General features: G+C 46.5%; 16 protein-coding genes. All 16 read right to left on the bottom strand.

From position 1 onward, the window contains the following. A partial coding sequence (locus JNK13_02300) for an RHS repeat protein (protein ID MBL7661561.1) occupies positions 1–2,767 on the bottom strand: 2,767 nt, incomplete at its 3' end. A gap of 409 nt (positions 2,768–3,176) precedes the next feature. Continuing rightward, positions 3,177–5,273 (bottom strand): polyribonucleotide nucleotidyltransferase, encoded by a 2,097-nt coding sequence (pnp, locus tag JNK13_02295; protein MBL7661560.1) that lies wholly within the window; start codon positions 5,271–5,273, stop codon positions 3,177–3,179. Between the two features lie 115 nt (positions 5,274–5,388). Further along, complete coding sequence (gene rpsO / locus JNK13_02290; GenBank protein ID MBL7661559.1) at positions 5,389–5,658, bottom strand: 30S ribosomal protein S15; 270 nt, start codon at positions 5,656–5,658, stop codon at positions 5,389–5,391. Between the two features lie 161 nt (positions 5,659–5,819). Then, a complete protein-coding gene (locus JNK13_02285) occupies positions 5,820–6,545 on the bottom strand; it encodes a hypothetical protein (GenBank protein MBL7661558.1) in 726 nt (241 codons plus the stop codon). A 51-nt stretch (positions 6,546–6,596) separates the two neighbouring features. Then, complete coding sequence (locus JNK13_02280) at positions 6,597–7,316, bottom strand: EscU/YscU/HrcU family type III secretion system export apparatus switch protein (protein MBL7661557.1); 720 nt, start codon at positions 7,314–7,316, stop codon at positions 6,597–6,599. Between the two features lie 60 nt (positions 7,317–7,376). Then, positions 7,377–8,108: a hypothetical protein gene (locus JNK13_02275; GenBank protein MBL7661556.1), complete on the bottom strand. Its 732-nt coding sequence runs from the start codon at positions 8,106–8,108 to the stop codon at positions 7,377–7,379. Beyond that, positions 8,096–8,362, bottom strand: coding sequence for a flagellar biosynthetic protein FliQ (locus JNK13_02270; protein MBL7661555.1), 267 nt, complete (start codon positions 8,360–8,362; stop codon positions 8,096–8,098). Before JNK13_02270 ends, JNK13_02275 begins: the two co-directional genes overlap by 13 nt. 20 nt (positions 8,363–8,382) lie before the next feature. Continuing rightward, positions 8,383–9,054, bottom strand: coding sequence for an EscR/YscR/HrcR family type III secretion system export apparatus protein (locus tag JNK13_02265; protein ID MBL7661554.1), 672 nt, complete (start codon positions 9,052–9,054; stop codon positions 8,383–8,385). 23 nt (positions 9,055–9,077) lie between these two features. After that, complete coding sequence (locus JNK13_02260; GenBank protein ID MBL7661553.1) at positions 9,078–10,187, bottom strand: FliM/FliN family flagellar motor switch protein; 1,110 nt, start codon at positions 10,185–10,187, stop codon at positions 9,078–9,080. 3 nt (positions 10,188–10,190) lie between these two features. Next, positions 10,191–10,679: a hypothetical protein gene (locus JNK13_02255; GenBank protein ID MBL7661552.1), complete on the bottom strand. Its 489-nt coding sequence runs from the start codon at positions 10,677–10,679 to the stop codon at positions 10,191–10,193. After that, the gene (locus tag JNK13_02250) at positions 10,663–10,890 is read right to left on the bottom strand and encodes a hypothetical protein (protein MBL7661551.1); all 228 of its coding nucleotides are present in this window, start codon (positions 10,888–10,890) and stop codon (positions 10,663–10,665) included. Before JNK13_02250 ends, JNK13_02255 begins: the two co-directional genes overlap by 17 nt. Continuing rightward, positions 10,887–11,801 carry a hypothetical protein gene (locus tag JNK13_02245; protein MBL7661550.1) on the bottom strand — a complete coding sequence of 305 codons (915 nt, stop codon included), beginning with the start codon at positions 11,799–11,801 and terminating at the stop codon, positions 10,887–10,889. Before JNK13_02245 ends, JNK13_02250 begins: the two co-directional genes overlap by 4 nt. Continuing rightward, on the bottom strand, positions 11,801–13,081 hold the full coding sequence (locus JNK13_02240; GenBank protein ID MBL7661549.1) for a zinc ribbon domain-containing protein: 1,281 nt from the start codon (positions 13,079–13,081) through the stop codon (positions 11,801–11,803). The genes JNK13_02245 and JNK13_02240 overlap by 1 nt, the downstream gene beginning before the upstream one ends. A gap of 32 nt (positions 13,082–13,113) precedes the next feature. Continuing rightward, positions 13,114–14,628, bottom strand: coding sequence for an FHA domain-containing protein (locus JNK13_02235; protein ID MBL7661548.1), 1,515 nt, complete (start codon positions 14,626–14,628; stop codon positions 13,114–13,116). Positions 14,629–14,651: 23 nt separating this feature from the next. Further along, complete coding sequence (locus tag JNK13_02230; GenBank protein MBL7661547.1) at positions 14,652–17,156, bottom strand: hypothetical protein; 2,505 nt, start codon at positions 17,154–17,156, stop codon at positions 14,652–14,654. Further along, positions 17,153–19,324 (bottom strand): FHIPEP family type III secretion protein, encoded by a 2,172-nt coding sequence (locus JNK13_02225; protein ID MBL7661546.1) that lies wholly within the window; start codon positions 19,322–19,324, stop codon positions 17,153–17,155. The genes JNK13_02230 and JNK13_02225 overlap by 4 nt, the downstream gene beginning before the upstream one ends. Between the last annotated feature and the right edge of the window lie 13 nt (positions 19,325–19,337).

The raw sequence follows: 19,337 nt of genomic DNA, 5'->3' as shown, positions 1-19,337 counted from the left end.
AAGCACTGTAGTCATAGGTGACTTTCTTTAAAAGCCTATCTCCCCAATACTCATAACTAGTAGTGCCAAGGCCATCGGTAAAAGTATTTAACGTCCCGTTAGCGTAACGAGTAATCGAAATGTCCCCTTCAGCCGATGGGTCAAAGTCTACGCCACTTAATCGACTGCCACTGTCAAAACTTAGCTCCGTCTCCTGGGCACGCGCATTAATAACCCGGTTTAATCTCCCCTGATTGTCATACTTATACTCAATCTGACTACTATCCGGATAAACTACCTTCTTAAGCTCTGCGGCAAGACCATACTGGTAGTCAGTCACCTTACTCCTGGCATCACTAAACTCTGTTAAATCCCTATCCCCGTCATACTCCCAGTTAAGCCCCCAGGAAGACGGCCCCGCTATCGCCTCAAGTGCCCCAGTCACGGCTGACCAAGTAAAATCAGTCTGCGTCCCAGCTTCATCTTCTACAGAATCAAGCTTTCTCCCCGTATAAGAAGCTTGTACAGTTGTAGCATCTGGATTCGTAACCTGGGTTACACGCTGCAAGCCATCATAGCTAAACTCCGTCGTACTCGTCATACTATTGGCAGTTGTTGTAATCTCGGTGCCTGTTCCTAAAAGCGTATAATCATCAACTGATGTTACGTTTGAACCACCATCAGTAACTGTATTTAAAAGACGATACTTAGAACCAGCACCATAGTATGCAAGGTTTGTCGCAGACTCCGGAGAGCTTGTCGGTTGCGTAATAACCGTAGGCTGACCGATGCCATTATAAGTGTAATTCCACGTATGGCTTAATCCGTCAGTTAAGGTCGCAACAAGATTTGCTCCACTTCCCGTCCCATAAGTAAGCGTTGCATAGGTCCCAATATTATCAGCATATGTTAAGGGATTAATGTTATTTGCCTGATAGGTAATCGCCTCATAGGCACCCGAACTATCGGTAACTTGGGTAAGATTACCCTTAGCATTGTAGGCAAACGTTAGAGTTGTTCCACCACCACTTGCTTGAGTTAAGTTGTAGTTAGAGTCGTAAACATAGTCATAGACAACGTTTGCAGTGCCCCCGTTATGAGTTGGAAGGGTAACTCTATCCACACGGAACTTTGAATCGTAATCGTAAAGAACATAACCACCTTTATCATTCCCAACCTTAACTCTTCCCATGCCATTTCTATACGAAGAAACGTCATAGGTAATATTTGAGCTTGCTTCATTGGTGCTCCAGTTTGCCAAGGGAATGTTCCCCGCTGTCATGGTATAGCTAAACGTCTGAGTACTGTTTGAGTCATTATCTTGAGTAAACGTTGATAGCCTTCCTGAACCATCGTAGGTAAAGTCGTACCTACGAAGCACCGTGCCAGTTGGCTTTTCCATCCGCACTGAGGCAAGCTTTCCAGAACTATAAGTTAAGTACTGCGTTAACTCCCCGTTGTAACTAATACTCGAGATTAATCCCCCTGAAAGAGTCGCATTAACCGTTCTTCCTGTGTTGGTATCAGTTAAAATTATCGAACCCGAACTGTATGCAATAGTTTGCGTGTTTCCTTCAGGGTCTTTGATTTGAGTTAGCTTTCCACTGGAATCAAAATCATAGGTAAAATTCCCTGACTTCTTAAGATCCCCTGGAGGTCCTGCGTTAGATAGTCGATATCCTCCGCTAATTGTCGCAAGAGATGAATAGACCCCTGCTGGCATTGTAGGAGCTTGATTTGAACGTCCCGTATCATACCAACTACCATCTCCATCTACTAAAATCCTATGAACCTTCGTATCCCCGGGAACAGAAATACTGGGAACAACATGCATGTCCCAACTAAAGGTTGCATTACCCATCGGACGACTCGTTTCTCGAGGTTGAGAGTTTAGGGTAATGTTAGTTAAAACTGGGAATTTGCCGGTTTGAGTGCTGCTATAAATCGTAACCGTTTGATTGCCAGAAATTATATTTGTCTCTGACTGAGAAACAAATTCATCAGTACTATTACCAAACCCATAGGGACAAGACGCACAAGCAGTCGGTTGCGTGTCACTTCCCGGTGGATGACCCGGGGTCAACTTCCTGGCAGGAAACCGCGCAACATCAATCGTCATATCCACGGTGCCGTCAGCTGTTGCTGTGGCAGTTACTGGGTCCACTTGAGTCCAACCCGAACCCTTGTTCGCGGCAGCACTCGTCCCTAACGTAATCCGCGCATAATAGTCACCTGGATATGCAGCAAAAGTATATAGACCACCTCCACCAGAAACTGCCCCTTCCGCAGTATAGGTCTCATTCACAGTTGTATTAATAGTGCCTATCCCACCATAGGATTGCGCAATTTTATTACTCCACGAAGAACCCACATAGGTGCTACTTGTATCTGAGCGAGACACGCTTAAACTACCAACGTCACGTCGTGTTGCCTTATACTCCACACCTGAGCCATATTTGATATAAACATAGATCCAGCTTCCGGCAGAATCTGACTGTATGTCTGTCGGATGGTTCGAAACTCCAGAATCATAGCTTCCTTCAAAGTGCCCCAGCGAGGCACTCCCCGAAAAACTCGAACGGCTTTGTGGACTCGTCACAGAAAAACTAAACGCATCATCAGCTGACTGCGTTAGTGGATTAGATGCTGGTGGTGGACTTGAACTTGCACTCCCCGAAAGCTCAAACAAGATGTCTGGATTCTGTGCAAAGGCGATTTGCGGATTTAACGCCACTAAGATCAATAGAAAAAGCGGAAATATCAAAGCAGTTGAAAGGACTTTCCTCATACATACTCCCCCTTGCATAATCATACTTGCTACAAGCTGCACTGGCAGGCAATCGCACCTCGTAACTTCTATGCGCTACTTCTTAAATTACCTACCCCCCCCCCGTGTCAAGCTTTCGAAGGTCTAGTAACAATTAATTTTATGTTAGGATTTATGCGAACAAATGCCCGCAAATTGGAACAAGGTTATTAACTAATTGATTTGTTGAGGTAAATATTAAAAGACCATAGATCTATGCGTAAATAAAAAAATTTAGACCCTGGGACCATCTGCATTCATAGAAATGAAGGGCCGGTTTTGAGTCAAAGACGAGGCGCGGGAATTTTTCCAAATTTCCAATGTATTAAAATACATGAAATTTGAAAAAGTTCCCGCAACGTAGTATTTGGCCAAGAGCGGCCCTTCATTTTTAATTCATTTCTTTCTGGGAAAGACGCACACGTCCCTGACGGTCAATTTCCACGACCTTCACTTGCACTTCCTCACCTTCACGCATCACATCAGTCACCTGATTAACACGTCCTTCAGCAGCAATTTGCGAAATGTGTAGCAGTCCGTCTACACCCGGAAGAATTTCAATGAATGCTCCAAAGTCAGTAATACGCTTCACAACACCAGTATAAAGTTTTCCAACTTCAGCTTCTTCAACAATCCCCAGGATAATTTCCTTGGCACGCATTGATTGCACGCGGTCTGTTGAGAAAATCTTAACTGTGCCATCATCGCTGACATCAATCTTAACGCCAGTCTCTTCAACAATGGATTTAATCATTTTACCACCCGGTCCAATCACCTCACGGATTTTGTCCGGTTTAATTTTCATGATTTCAACTTGCGGAGCATACTGACTCATCGCTTCGCGTGGTTTAGTGATCGCCTTAGCCATTTCACCAAGAATGTGTAAACGACCAGCACAAGCTTGATCAAGTGCAGTGGTCATAATATTACGGTCGAGACCATCACATTTGATATCCATTTGTAGCGCTGTAATACCATCTTTGGTGCCGCAGACTTTAAAGTCCATGTCGCCCAAATGGTCCTCGTCACCTAAAATATCAGAAAGAACTGCAACTCGAGTGCCTTCTTTAATCAGACCCATTGCTACCCCAGCTACTGGATCTTTAATTTTCACACCAGCATCCATCAATGACATACTGCCGCCGCAAACTGTGGCCATTGAGCTAGAGCCATTGGATTCAGTGATGTCCGAGACAATACGAATTACAAACGGAAAGTCCTTATCTTGAGGTACAACAGCCCTTAAAGCTCTCTCAGCCAGCACGCCGTGACCAATTTCGCGACGCCCCGTGCCTCTGATGTTTTTCACTTCCCCGGTAGAAAACGGAGGAAAGTTGTAATGCAGCATAAAGGTTTTTTCAGCTGTTTCAGTTAAGCCATCAATTTTTTGGGCGTCAGTCGAACTTCCCAAAGTTGTAGTCACAAAGCCTTGAGTTTCACCGCGAGTAAAGAGAGCAGAACCATGAGCCCGTGGAATCACCGCGACTTCACATTCAATTGGACGAATATCAGCAAATTTTCGGCCATCCATGCGAACTTTCTCATCGAGCACACGATTGCGCATGATTTCTCCGGCAAATCGCTCGAGTTCATTTTTGATCATCCGCTCGCCTTCTGGAAACTCAAGCTTTAAAGTTTCCAAGGTTGAGCTTGTAGTAGCAGACAATGCATCTCTGCGTTCAGCTTTGGATAAAATCGCTAAAGCTTGTTTTAATTGATCGTAAGCTAGAGTTTTTACGCGTGCAGTAATTTCTGCTGGAACAGTTACAAGCTTAACCTCCATTTTTGCTTTACCAGCTTGCTTACGTAGCTCTTCCTGTAAGGCGCAGAGCTTTTTAATTTCTTCATGGCCGAAAAATAGCGCGTCAACAACGTCTTTTTCCGGTACAAATTGCGCGGCACCTTCAACCATCACAATCGCATCTTTCGTCCCAGCGACAATAAAATCCATGTCTGAGCGGGCTAAGTCTTCACGTGATGGATTAATTACAAATTGTCCCCCTAAACGTCCGACACGAACTCCAGCAATTGGACCTTGGAATGGGATGTCAGAAATATGCAAAGCTGCTGACGCTCCGCAGATTGCCAAAACATCTGGGCTATTTATGCCGTCAGCGGAAAGCACAGTACAGATCACTTGAATTTCATCATAGTAACCGTCCGGGAAAAGTGGGCGAATTGGCCTATCAATTAAGCGGCAAGTTAAGATTTCGCCTTCACTAGGCTTTGCTTCACGACGGAAAAATCCACCAGGAATTTTTCCTGCTGCATAGGCCTTTTCTTGATATTCCACAGTGAGTGGGAAAAAGCTCTGGTCGGGCTTGGCATCAGCGCGACAGACCGTAACCAGCACCATCGTTTCTCCAGCGCGCACAATCACTGCACCACCAGCTTGCTTTGCAACCCAGCCTGTTTCGAAGGAAATTTCTGACCCGTGGAACGGGAGTGTAACGGTTTTCTTTAATTGAGTGCTTAATAATTCAGCCATATTTACCTATTTTTATCTTTTGAAAATTAATCGTTCGATCTACGAGCAAGTGCACTTAACCTCAGGTAACTTAGACCTGGGATAATCTATGCTTGCTCCATGAAATAACTCGCAATTACTTACGAATACCAAGCTGCTCAATGATTGAGCGATAGCCTTGGATATTTGTGCTCTTTAAGTAGTCTAATAAGCGGCGACGCCGACCGACCATCTTAAGTAATCCGCGACGTGAGTGGTGATCTTTCTTATTCGCCTCAAAGTGCGCCTGAAGATCATTAAGTCTGCGGGTGATCAACGCAATTTGCACTTCACTAGAACCAGTATCGCTAGCGTGCTTGCGAAATGTTGAAACTACTTCATCTTTTTGTGTGGTTGTTAGACCCATATCTTTCCTTTGCTTCTACTTATTTTATACTCTTCGAATCGCCCGCACTTATATACTAGTTAATTCAAGTCTTCAAATTTCAAATATAAATACATTCCCGACTATCTAACTATTTGTATTTATTGATTTAATTTTAGCGTTTGAATTCGAGTTTCAGAGCATTAACGGCCTTCACACCGCAGGGAAAAGATTTCCCAAAATTTCCTAAGCAGTCCGGGCACGGCTTGAGACTCAAGTTCCGGAGCTAATTCAAGCAGTAAGGACTTAGCACGCGATAATTCACCAGCATTAACAAACAGGGCTACCAGCGCACACTTGCCCGGCAATTGATAGTGCCCAGAAGTGCAAACTTCTCGCAAAATATGTAGCGCATCGTCATATAAAGAATTTTCGAGTTTACATAATCCCAAACCAAGTCGCGAAGCTGTCAGACCATGATCGAGCTGAGACAAACCAAGGAAAATTCTCTCCGCCGCAGCAAAATATCCAAGTAGATAATATAACCTCCCAACTTCATAAATTAAAATTAGATCAGCTGTTGTGTAAAAAGTTGCTGTTGGAATTTCAGTTGTGCCTCCACGACCAAGCCAGGTTAACACTTGTCGAAGCATTCCCACTTCATGCTGCAGCTCACTTGAATGCCCGCTTAGTAATTGATTCAGTCGCGCTTGGAAGAAAATTGGCGCGTGCACCGGAACATTCAAGGCCTCGATTCTGGGCAACAAAGCTGCTACCGGAGCCTTCGCTAGCAGATCTAAATGGGCGTAACTTAAAGCAGAGTTAGTTTTCAGCACTGCCGCCTCAGTGCTGGGTCTGGACGTGACGCCCCGAGATAGATTTTCATCTATAATTTGTTCTTTGTTATTTAGATCACGGTCAAAAGCCATTAATTCTATCTAAGTTAAGTTCCGTACAGTATTCTGCGTGCTATTGCTGGTTTACTTATTGATCTGCGAACGCTCACGAACGCTGGAACGCATCAAATCTGACATCTCTTCTTCGCGCCGCTCCGACTCAACTTCTTCACGCGTCATCGCATGCGCCTTGAAAAATAAAACTCGGCGCAGAGCGTATCCAAAGATGCCCAGCACTACTGCAATGCAGCAAAGCCCACCAGCAGTCCACAAGAACTTATTAAATAATGCAGATGTTGTCAGTAAATTTGCACTAGTTAAGGCTTCTTCGGCAAGTTGCTTAGACCTACTCGCTAGATAATAAAATGCTAAGCATAAAGCCAGACAGGCGATAACCGTCGAGAGCATCGCATTTAGCCCGCGCCTGAACGAGCCACGAAAACCTTGAACCAGACGCCCCAAATTTACCCCCAGCAAACGAAAGTCGATTAAAAAACGAGATTGCAGCAAACCAATCAAAAACCGCAAGCCAATCAACACCAGTAAGGCTTGGGAGATTTGCACCCCGAATCCCAGAAAATCAACTGACCAGAGGTCCTGACGCAGGTTGGAATTTGCAAATGCTTTAGTAGCAAAATTCAAGAGTCCCTGCAGCATCGGTGGAAGCATAAACGCCAAAACCAATAAAAAGCCACACAAACGCAAGGCTTCAACTAGTAAGTCGCTTTGTGGAAAAATTCCTTGTGCGCGCAGGCGATCACGCTTACTCGAGCTTAGGGGGTATGGGCGATTTTCACTCGACACTGTAACTACCTCAGGGCACTTAGTTAGACTGAGTGCTTACACTAAAATCTTCAGCAACAGCTATCTTGGCACTCCGTCTAACTCCGCTCGACTGACTTTAAAAACTTCGGGCAACATTCGCAGGGCAATGCTCGGCAGTAAAATCACTACAATCAGCATAACTAACTGGAGACGCAACGCAGCTGTAGTGTTGACTGTAAAAAAATCCTGATAGATGCGCGAAATCGCCCCCAACAGCAAATCGCAGCTAAGCACAAGCAGCATTAACGGCAGGCAAACACTGGCGCTAATTGAGAATGCTTGCGCAACCAATCGAATCAGACTCATTAAGATTTGTTCAGCTTGCCAGGGCAGGCCAGCAAGCAGTCCGCTCAGTAACTGTTGAAATAAATATTGACTGAGCCCACTGCTAAAAATGGCCAAATACAGCAACACCACTAATGGCCCCGTTGCGCTCTTGTTCCAATTGATTTGTTTTAAGTTTAATCCCAACATACCCTCAATCCAGCTGCCAAGGAGCAGCGCGCTAAAAATACCCAGTTGCAGCAATGCTCCGAAATACAGACCTTCTGCCAAAAGTAACGCTGGACCATGATTGGTCAGCTGAGTGGCAAATGGCAAACCAAAATAGGCGATAGAAATTCCAAAGCAACTTGCCAGACAAATCGAGAGTAACGTAACAGAGCTTGCTGCCAGGACAATACTCATTCCAATAATGCGCGTTAGAAACTCGAGACCTGCTGGCGACTGAGAGATAAACTGTGGAAACTCTAAGGGAACTACTGGTACCACTGCACATCTCCCCACAAGCGCACGGCATAGGCAGTTAAAGTGCGTAGCGTAGAAAGGCCGAAAAGCATTAAAGCGCAAAATCCTGCAATAAATTTCCCAGTGAATTTAATTGAATCATCTTGAATTTGTGTTGCGGTCTGGATAATTCCAAGTATTAACGCACCAAGTAAGGTAATTGCTAAAAGCGGTAGTGCCAGTTGTAGAACCAAGCCAAAGGCAGAAGAAATTAAACTAAGATCATAGCTATTTTCCATAACTGCAAGCACCCCAAAAACTAAATATACGAGCCGACCAGATTTGTCATAATCAAAGTCCAACCATCCGCGAGCACAAAAAGTAATATTTTCAAGGGCAAGGCTACAATCTGAGAATTAAGCGCCGTATAGCCCATGCCCATCAGGATACTGGCCGTCAGAAGGTCAATCACCAAAAATGGCAAAAAAATTGTCAGGCCCGTAGTAAAGGCAGATTTTAATTCCGTCAGGACAAAGGCAGGCACCAGCACTTGCCATGATTTCCGATCCGCCTTGAAGTCCTTTTTCTTTGCGAGTTGCTCGGCCAAAGTGGCAAAACGATTGCGTTCATCCTGATCACTTTGCTGCCAGGCAAATTCTTTCCAGACTTCAAATCCTGCTGCAACAGCAGTTGCTTTACGTTCAGCGGGCTGCAGGCTTGCAGAGCTATTCCAGGCAGTAACGCTTTGAGCCACGCTCCGGTCGATCACTGGAATCATCACAAAATAAGAGAGCACAAGCGCCAATAAAGTGACAATCAGTCCTGCAGGAAAGTTATCGACACCAAACCCTGCACGAACCAGCCCAAGCACGGTGACGATTTTAATGAAGGAACTTAAAGTTAAAGCCGTCAGTAGTAGCGCAGCAATTCCAAAACTTGAAAGATCAAGCGACTGCCAAAATATAAAGGTATTAACTAATGAATTTTCCACCCGGCTAGGGTCGCTTAGAATGCTTATTTCGGCAAGATGCTTATCGCCAGCTTCCCATCGGATGTTTTCCCAATTGAGCCCGAAGCCACGCGTTCACCACTCATAAAAATCAAGGCCGTAGGGGCAAGTGAGACTTGGGTAGGGATAATTGCCCCACTCTGGAAAAATTCATAAATAGCCGTGGGCTCTAGTAAAACCCGTGCAAGCTCGACACGTAAAAGTGACCTTCCTTCTGTGACTGGAGTAGTCTCAACTGGAGCGTTAATAATCTCTGTCACTCGAGCAGCAAACTTGCCATTAAAACTAACTAACTCTGCCTGTGCCTGACAAACACCATCTACGCAAATATCGACTCGCGGTAAACGCAAAGTGCCGATGGGAATAATCGCGCCCGGGCGCAAGTAATCCAGCAATTCGCTAGGCGACAAATTAAAGCTTCCGATTTCAAAGCTCACTACGTGCAGGTCTCGCGCCTGAATCTGAATTGGACGCTCCGCGGAAATTTTTGCGCGCCATGCAGAATCAATAATGCTTGCCGCCTTTGGACCAAAGCCGCAATAGAGCTTGCCGCTACGGTTTGCCTGCCCTTGATATTGAATTGAAGATTCCGCTGTAATAATTATTTCTGCGCTCTGGTTCTTGCCCGGTGCAACATAGCTAATTGCCACTTCTGCGGCTCCGTCTTTAGCCCAATGCTGGTTCCAGACTCTAGCAGCACAAGCAAGCAAGCGTCGCTCCAGGTAATCTGTTAAAGCTTTTTGTGCCTTAACCTCAAGTTTAAGTTGCGGATTTAAGTCACCAAGCTCAGCAAGCGCTAGATTAATGAGCTGTTCTGCATCTTGATCAATGCCAATCACGGCAATTTCATCGTTAAGTAAAAAGGAATGCAAGCGCTGCACTCCTTCAGGAAATCCAATTTTCCAGCTGCAGTCGGTTGTTGCGATCTTTAGCTCAGTTTTCGTTGCAGCAAACTGATTCCAAATTTTTCCAAAGTCTGGAAGCAATGATTTGAGATTTGCACGCAATAGTCCCAAACTATAACGCACACTCTCAGCATCAAGCTTTTCCAATGCATTGACTTGCTGCCAAATCTCAAGATTCCCCACTCTTTGCGAATCAAATCCATCACTCATAAACTACTTTTTCTTCTTACTCGAGTTCTCATCAAGCTCCTGCTCTTCCTGTGATAAACGCACCCGCACATGCTTAATCGCCTCGGCATTCATTAACGATTCAATTTTGCGCTTCTCAATGCGCGCCGCAGATACACTACTCTCGGCACGTGACTCATAATGACGTGCCCGCGTTAGGTCTTCGCGCTGAGTCTCAAGGATTGACTTGAGTTGGTCACGCTGAGCTTGAAGGCGCTGTTCATAATTACGAATCACTTTCAAATCTTGGATATTTCCTTGAGCAACTAAAGCTTTGCCTGCTTGCTGGTGCAGGTCCTGAAGTTTCTGGTCAATCTGGTCAATTTCAGAAACTGCCCGCTGATACGCCTGCTCACGTTCGCTAACCACCGCACGCACACCGTGCAAGGATTTAACTTGTTCCTTCTCAGTAACGCCAGCCAAGGACAATAGTGAGTGTAGCGTTTTCGGTGAACGCTTAGGAGATTTTTCCACTGATCTGCCTCCTAATAATCGTCCCGAGGAATTGTAGCTGCAGATCCGTTGGCAAGGCTAAAACCTCCTGAGCAGCCTTTACAAGCGGCGCTCCGCGTTCAAGGTCTGCAGCAATAAATTCGGTTACTTGATTACCGTCCAGTAGAATACCTAGAGCCAAAACTAGTTGCTCACGTGGATCTAAACTATGGAAGCGCCTAAGGTCGCTCATCTTTCGCCCTCGGAAGTAGAATCTGAGCCTTCAATTAATTTTGAATCGTTCTTTAAACTAGATTGCAGCTTCAATAATGACTTACGCGCACGCGTTCCGCCAACGCGAAACCCTGTCCACGTTCCAACTACTAAAGCCGCCACGGCGACAATTAATAGAATTAAGACGACTTGAATTTGCGCATTTTGCTTTTGACTCTGACGAACTTCAAAGAAAAATGGCTCAAGCCGTGCAAAAACAGTAGCTGCCTCATGATCGGTCTCAACCGTCTCTACACTTACTTGCACCTGGTCTGCGGGTAGATTGGGTAGTGCATGACTAACTAGCGAAGTAATTAAGGCTACTTCACTAGTTGGAGAATCACTCGCGCTCATCGTTCTAGGCTTAAGCATTTTGACAACAACTGCAGCACTAAGCGGCCGCGAAGAAACACTCAAGTCCAGCTCTTCCGCAGCAAGTCTAAAACTGACAACAACCGTCGCATCAATTACTCCCTCTTTAGCGCGTAAAATCCGCTCCGCCTCTGCACCGAGGCCCCGCAAATACCTAAGCTCAGCGAGTTTTGGACTTGTCGGCACAAAACCATCTGTTGCAGTCAAAGTTAAAAGTTCGTCATTAGGTTTCTTGGGAAATCCAAATTTTTTCAGGACTTCTAAGGCCTGAAGTGCCTGACTACTCTCGACTGCGAGTGAATATTGGCCGGCCTTGCCTGAACTGCTTCGCTTTGAAGCTATCCCAGCCTTACCTAAGGCGACAGCCGCATCAATTGACTGCGATTCATCAACATTGTGCAAAATTTCTTCGCTGCGGCAACCTGCCAGTAAAAGGCAAGACCAAAGCGTCGTAATCAAAATTATCCGCAAAGACATCTGCATCCGTGATTGTCCAATCTGACTCGCAATTTTTAGCATTAGCGCCGTTTTTGCCCAAGCTGCAATAAACAGACTTGGACTTCATATTCACCTAAGCGTAACCAATCTCCATGTTCCAAAGTGAATGACCCGGATTGTTTATAAAACACATCGCTGCCAGCACGGCGCACGTATGTGCCCTGATCGCTAAACATATCTTGCACCTTAATTCCCTCTGCAGCTGAAGCCCTGACCACGCAATGTGGAGTGGAAATCGTATCATTAGCAATCAACATATCAGTCGGCTTAAGCCGCTCCTTGCTGATAAAAAACCGCCCGTCACGGATTTCTGTTGAAATGCCAAAGGCGTTGCCTTCATAATTTACAAACCAACCAACCAATGCGCCTGCAGCTGAAAAATCTGGCTTACTAAGTGGGGTTACTGCTTGTGTCTGCTCATCCATTGGAGGTTCCTCGGTTAAGGTGTTAATTCTAGCTTCACTGCGACTGTAGAAGGCTGCTTGCTCGCGCTGCAGCAGCTCACGATCTTTTGGCAATGCCTGAGGTCGCTGATAGGTTGGCTGTTCGGGAGCGCGCTGCTCATTACTAAATTGCTGAACACTTGCACCTGCAGCGCCAAAACCAGGCTGTTCTAAGTTTTGTGTTGGCTTCTTTTTGCGTCGACGGCGGCGCCTGCGCTTACGTTCTCCAGTTGCAGCCTGATTTGAAATTTCCGCACTGAGATCTTCCTCCTCGCCTTCGTCAATTTCATCCGCGTCACCAGGCTCCTCCCAAGCTTCTTCTTGCTCCTCGACGTCACTTGAGAGCTGCGGCAGAGTGGAAAAATCCTCGTCCTCGATTTCTTTTAGTTTCGACGGTCTACTCTCATCGAAGCCACTAATACTCCAAGCTGGTCGTTTGGGGCGATCCGCCAGTGATTCTTTAGTATCAGGTAGATCAAAATCTCGATCCTCAACTGCGTCAAGATCTGCATTAATCGGGAATTCATCGAGATCCTCAACAGTGCGTTGATCGAAACTACGTCGTTCAAGATCGCTACTGCGCTCCTCAAGCTTACGCTCATCAATGGCACTACGGCTGCCGCTTCCCCGCACTGGATGCAATTCCTCCTCGGCCATGGTCATTGTGCGTTGGCGAATACGACTGCGTTTTGATTCCTGTTCAGGGACTGATACTTCGCTCTGACGCGGAGGCTCTTGTGCGGCAGCTTCGGATCTCAATTCTTCTCCACACATCCGGCACTTTGTCGCATTTGCAGAAACTAGCGCCCGGCACCCCGGGCAGCGAATCATCTTCAACTCTGTTTCATTTACTCCCATAAACTCACCTTAATACGTTAAGCCTATACCCGTTATCTCAGCATCGAAATTCCAAATAATAAACCAATTACAATGAGAACCCCGAGTGAAAACCAAACTGCAAACTGCATCACTCTAGTTGTCATACTTGGCTGTAACAGCTGTAATTCATTTAAGCGTCCAGAAATTTGCTGCAAGGATTGAGCTTCTGAGCGGATTTCCAATGCGGCGTTATTAAATAACGATGTTTGCGACGCGCGGCGTCCAGCACGCTGCTGCAGGGCTTGATCTACAAGCTGAGTTGAACCTGCCAAGGTCTGTGCCAATGCGTCAAAAGCTTCTGCCTGGGGCTGGGTTTGCGGTAAACTCTGCTCGGCATTGGCCAACTGCTGATTGTTTTGCGGCTGCTCATTTCTAAAAACTATTGTTCCTGAGCCTTTAGTTGGTCTACGCGGACGCGGGCGCCGTGTTTCTTTTGCACCCGGAAGCTCCTCGAGGCTATGTAACTTCAAAAACGCCTGTTCCTGCTCTTCCGTGTGCGCGACGTAAAAAGAAACTCCACTACCCAGGTCAACTACACTTAAATTCTTCGGTAATAATGTCGCTCCACCTCGAGCAAGGCGCGCTTCGTCAACAAACGTTCCATTGCTGCTTAAGTCAGTAATCTGCACTGAACCATCTTCTGTCAGCATTAGTTCGGCATGTGCTCGTGAAACATGTGATGCGCCAACCCAAATGTCATTTGCCGGATCTCGCCCAAGCAAAACTTTCATGCCATGTAACAAGGGGTAGCGATGCGGCAAAACTTGATCTGAGATTGACAGCACGCAGGGAAATCTTTTGAGCTGCGTAGCTGATTGCGGACGGCTTCGGGTTGTTTGCACCTTTGCTAAATCAGTTTCGACTTTTAGCAAATAAATACTAAATTCTGCTCCGATTTGAACTACATCGCCCGGACTAACTTCCTGCCTGCCACTGACAGGCTGCCCTGAGATGAAGGTGCCATTCGTGCTTGCTAAATCTTCAACCCAAAACATGTCATTTTCTATGCCAATTCGCGTATGCTCGAAGGAAACATCTGGAGCATCCAGGCGTAGCGCACACTTGCGGGAGCGTCCCACTAAAATGGGCTGATCCTCTGCAAAGGAAACATAAACTGGGCTCGCACCGAAAATTGCAAGGCAAGGAAATCTAGGTGTAGGCAAGGCTAGCGCCCGCTCAAAAATATTTCGACGCGCTTGCTCGAGATCGGCATCCTCAGGAATATACAGATCGATATCCAAGCTCGTGATTCGTAGTTGAATTTCTCCAAACATCACTTCCGCAGTCCCTTCATACTCACTATCAAGGTCAACGCGCGGTGCCCCACTACCATTATTCGCTAATAATTCTACTCTAAATTTTGCCCCAATCCCCCGATTTAAGCGGATTTCAAATTGCTCGGATTGTGTGCCTTCTAACACTACATGAGCATGCTCTGCCGAACCAATAATCGCATGCTGGCGACGTACGAAGATTGTCTCCGGTTCACTTACGCCATCATGAAAATCGATTTCCAGTGCAAACATTGTAATTTAATCCAACAACCAGTTTAACTTCTTTCGCGGTCACGCACCACCCAGTGCGTTTCGCGATAAACCTGCTTGACCTCTTCATCGCTTTCTTTTTCAAAAGCTCTAAAAATTAATTGCAGCGTGCCCAATTCATTACGGCCACGTAAAGCCTTAACGGCTTCAATCCGCACTGACTTGCTCTGATGCGAAAGTAAATTCAATAAATCCTGGCTAGTGCTAATTTCTCCATAACGCTTAATCGCCCGTGAAATTACTTGCTCATTTTTTGTGCGCAGTAGTGACTTTAAAAGTGTGCCGCCCGGTGCATAGGGAGTGAAGATATCAAAGGCGTATTCTAATTGCTCAGCTGTGGCGATTTCGCTGAGTCCGAGAATGCCAATTGCTTTTACGAAATTCCTACGCTTGTCCCAGAGGCTAGACTTGATCCAGGCGACCAGTCCGCTACCCGGTTCATGCTCGAGGGTTCTTGCGGCAAGAATGTCAAAGGCATTGAGCGCGAGAGTTTGATCAGGAATCATCGCGCAAGCTGCATAAAGCACTCGCTCCCCATCAAGCGAGAGCCAACGTCCTAAGGTAACTAAATCGTTCTCATCTAGCTCGCCTCGCGCACCACGGACTAGAGTCTTGCGCACTGAACTGTCCATTGCTGGTTTATCTGTGGCAACAAGGGTTTTCAAAAATACAGCTTGAAACGGTGGAACCAGTTCTCGACGTAAAGTTTCCTCTGCCAGCCGATATAGTAAGGCTTGATCAGTTGCTGCAAGCTTGACTAACGCTAAAGCAAGATCTGCATTCGAAAAAATGCTTAGATCTTTTGTTAAATTATCATCAACAAAGCCCTGTAGTAGCGGATGAGAAAGCAACAATACTCCGAGCCCTCGATTCGCATAATCTACACCGGGAGTATCCTTAGCCAGCAATTCGCGTAATAAAGGGATATAGTCAGAAGCACGTTGCCCATTCTCAGCCGTGCTGCTCGTGTCGATGGCGAGTGCACCTGCTGCTTGAATCGCGGTGTCAAGATCCTGCTCAGCTGCTTGCTTCAACGCGGCGATACGCGAGCTGACTGAACGCTTAGGATCGAGCGCTTTCAGTAAATTGCCCCATAAAGCCTGCAATTGAGGCCCAATTAATCCTTGCTGTAACTTGCTGTCCCAATTTGTCAGTAGTGCTGAAAGGTGCGGCGCATTCTGCTTATTTTTTTTCTCAATTAAGGCGTTGAGTGCACGGTGCTTTAATTCTACAGCCGAGCCAACTTCGCTCACCATGAGTAGAACCGATTCAGAATCTTCAGCAGGGTCTTGCTTGAGTGCATCAAGAATAGCTTGGCGCGATTCTAGCGAACTGTCTGGCTGTAACAATTCACGGGCCTTACGTTGATATTCGGCATCGAGCTTCACTTCCGAGATCGGGAGTTCAATTGGTTTGGAAGCGCTGTGACGGTCTTCAAATGCAACAAAAATCACGCCGCCTAAAATAATTCCAGCAAGTAATCCCAGCGCTGCAAGTGGACCCGAAAAATTTCGACGGGGTTTAGCATTTTGACTAGCCTGCGTAAGCGCAGCTTGGCCTTGCTCGAGTTGCTCGCGTGGGATCATCGCCTTTTGATCTTGGTCGGATTGTGCATGGGGGGTCGTCCCTGGTCTAACCATTAAGGTTCGATGCGACCAATTACTGCGTCCCAGCGAAGTATAGCCTTTTTGTAGCCCTTCACGCAGTAAGGCCTGCAAAGCTTGCGCTGACCCGATCCGGTCGCTAATGCTACGTTCTAGACATTTCCCGACCACGTCATCAATCCAAGCTGGCACTTCAGCAGTCACAGCCGAAGGTGGCAGTGCTTCGCGAATCATCTCTCCACTCTCGCTAAATTGCCGATCGCCTAAAGGAAAGCGATTTGTCATCAAATAATAAGCAAGAATTCCGGCAGCATAAATATCAGCAGCTGGCCCGGGCAAAGACCCGCCGCGCTGTTCCGGAGCTAAGTAAGCTAGCGTTGCAGTGGGCGGCATGAGTGTAGTTCCCGAAGATTCGATGTCAAAGGATCCAATTAAGCCGATGAGGCAAATCGATCCTGCCGAGGTTTGTATAAAAGAGTGATCGCTAATATCACCAAGTGCAATTCCCTGTTCGTGAATTGGGGCAAGAATATCAATTAGATCGCAAAATGTTTTCAGTCCTTCTTGCGGGGTTCGCGCCACTTCCACGACTGGATTACCCTGCACATACTCAAGTGCAAGGTAGGCATGACTGGAGGCGTCTAAGCCATACTTTAAAAAGCGTGGTGCTGGGATGGCCAAGGTTCTTAAGCGATCGAGCCGGCGTTTGAAGCGTTGTTCAACTTCCGATCCGGCAGAAAAGGTGTTTCGCAAAATCCAAATTAATGCACGGTCACGCGTATCGTTATCAATTGCTTCATATGCATCTGCAGTGCGAGTCTGAAATCGCTTTGATAATACGGTAAAGCGGCTTTCTGTGCCGCGTCCAATCTCGCGCTCTAGGTCTGCTCTTGAATCGTCACTCATAACTCATCACCGATACTTAATGAACCGATTATTTCTAAACGGTTACTGGAACTAATCTCATCTTCCGAAACTGCACTAAAGGTGTCAGATCCTGGAAATTGTGAACGGAAAAATTCATAGACTGGGCGTCTGATGTCAGGCGCAGTAATAATCACGAGTGGCAACGCTCCGCTTTGTAACGGTGGGCCAAATAACTCGTCGGCAATCCTGCGCAATTTCAATGCGGCACTCGGATCAAGCGCAGGCAGGCTTTCTCCTGGCAATTTGGCAGAGCGAAATTCAGCCTCAACTTCCGGCGCTAAGACAAACGCACGTAGTGTTGCATCTTGACTAACGAGCGGTGAAACAATCGACCGCGCGCAACGTTTACGGATAAACTCAACTACAGCAAACAGATATTCCGACCCTAACTCTTGGCGGTCATGGCGTGTTGCAAACTCAGTAAAGGCTTCTAAGATCTGTCCCAGATCGCGAATACTAACCCGCTCTTTCACCAGGGCACGTAAGACTTCAGTAACTTCAGCAATTTTGACTGTTGAGTTGAGAAATAATTCCTCAATCATCTTAGGGCTACGCAGTTTCTCTTGTTCAATGTTCTTCTGCACATAATCAAGGGTCAGCAACTCATCAATATAATTTAAACTTACCGCAGCAATTTGCTCCGCCAAAAATCCCTCACTGGCTAAAACCTTTGCGCCAGATCGCTGACAGGCATCTGCTCCAGTTCTAGTCCAAAATCCAAGCTGCGGGAGATTAAAGGTACCCGGCCCAGGCACAATCTCGAGCGCCAAAGAGTCCGCCAAGCGTAATGGCGCAACAACAAAATGGGCCTGTTTTGGTAAAATCCCGCGGTCGGCTACGACTTCACGTACCGCAATTTGATAATCAGTTTGAGTTTGATTGACGATCTCTACAACCACTTCCGGCAAATTCAATCCGAGCTCATGGGCAACACGCAAACGCGTCTCCGACCAATCTGAACGTAAGCGATCGAGATCAATGGTCTGAGCAAAAGGAGTAGCAAGCTTAAGTCCTATTAACGCTAGTTGTGGCAGCGCTAAAACTCCCTGTTCTTCAGTGCCTAAGAGTTTAGTAGTGGCTGGCGGGACGATTAACATTGAGTTTGTCCCATACTGCTGAGCGCTTCGGCTGCCCCGCTCAGCACGAAATGACATAAATAATAACGTCAAGCCAACGATAAAAAAGGGCACGAGTGGAACACCTGGGAGTAACCCAAAAATAACCGCTGCAAATCCAGAAATTTGTAGTGAGCGATTATCGAAAACTTTAAAGACGTGCTGCTCTGCACTCCCCTCCCGGACTAGATCTTCCTGATCGCTGATTTTCGTAACAACAAATCCCGTAGAGATAGTCATTAACAGTGCTGGTAAAATATTAACAAGGCCTTCTCCTACAGCTAGAATTCCAAAGGAACTAAGCGCTTCATCAAATTTAAGTCCGCGCTGCATCCCCAATAACATGCCCCCAAAGGCATTGAGCAAAGTAATCACGAGTGTGGCAATCGCATCGCCTTGAACAAAGCGCATACTGCCATCCATCGAGCCATAAAACTGCGATTCTTGATTCAGCGCTTGTCGACGTCTTGATGCATCCTCCTTGGAGATCAATCCACTTCTTAGATCGGCATCAATTGCAAGTTGTTTCCCCGGCAAGGCATCGAGCACAAAGCGTGCCTGCACTTCAGCAACTCGTGCCGCGCCGCGAGCGATCACAAGTGCGTTGGCAATTGCAATAATTGCAAACATTGTAATACCAACAAGGAAATCTTCGCGCACCACACTTGTGCCCAAGACCCGAATCACATCACCCGCAACGCCAAGTCCCTGATCGCCATACAGCAGAATTAAACGCGTCGAACTTACCGTAATTGCCAAGCGAAAGAGTGTTGCCACGAGCACGATCGTGGGAAATAAGAAAAGCATTTTAACTTCTCGAGCAAGCAGCGCAGTCAAGGCACTGGCGAGCGTAAAAGTAATATTGGCAACAATTAATAGATCAATTACGAAACGCGGCAGCGGCACGAGTAAAAGTAAAAATAAAGTAATCACCGCTCCTAGTAGCAAGAGCGGCAGCGTTGGGTCAGCACTAAAACTGACAGCATTAATTTTTTCTTTTAAGATCTTTCGAGCTCCGATTGGGGCAGGCATATTTCCTCCCCAG

It is taken from the genome of bacterium, from assembly GCA_016786595.1.
Lineage (GTDB): Bacteria > Bdellovibrionota_C > UBA2361 > SZUA-149 > JAEUWB01 > JAEUWB01.
The sequence above is the reverse complement of the archived record's forward strand: the minus strand, read 5'-3'. Positions and strand labels throughout refer to the sequence as shown.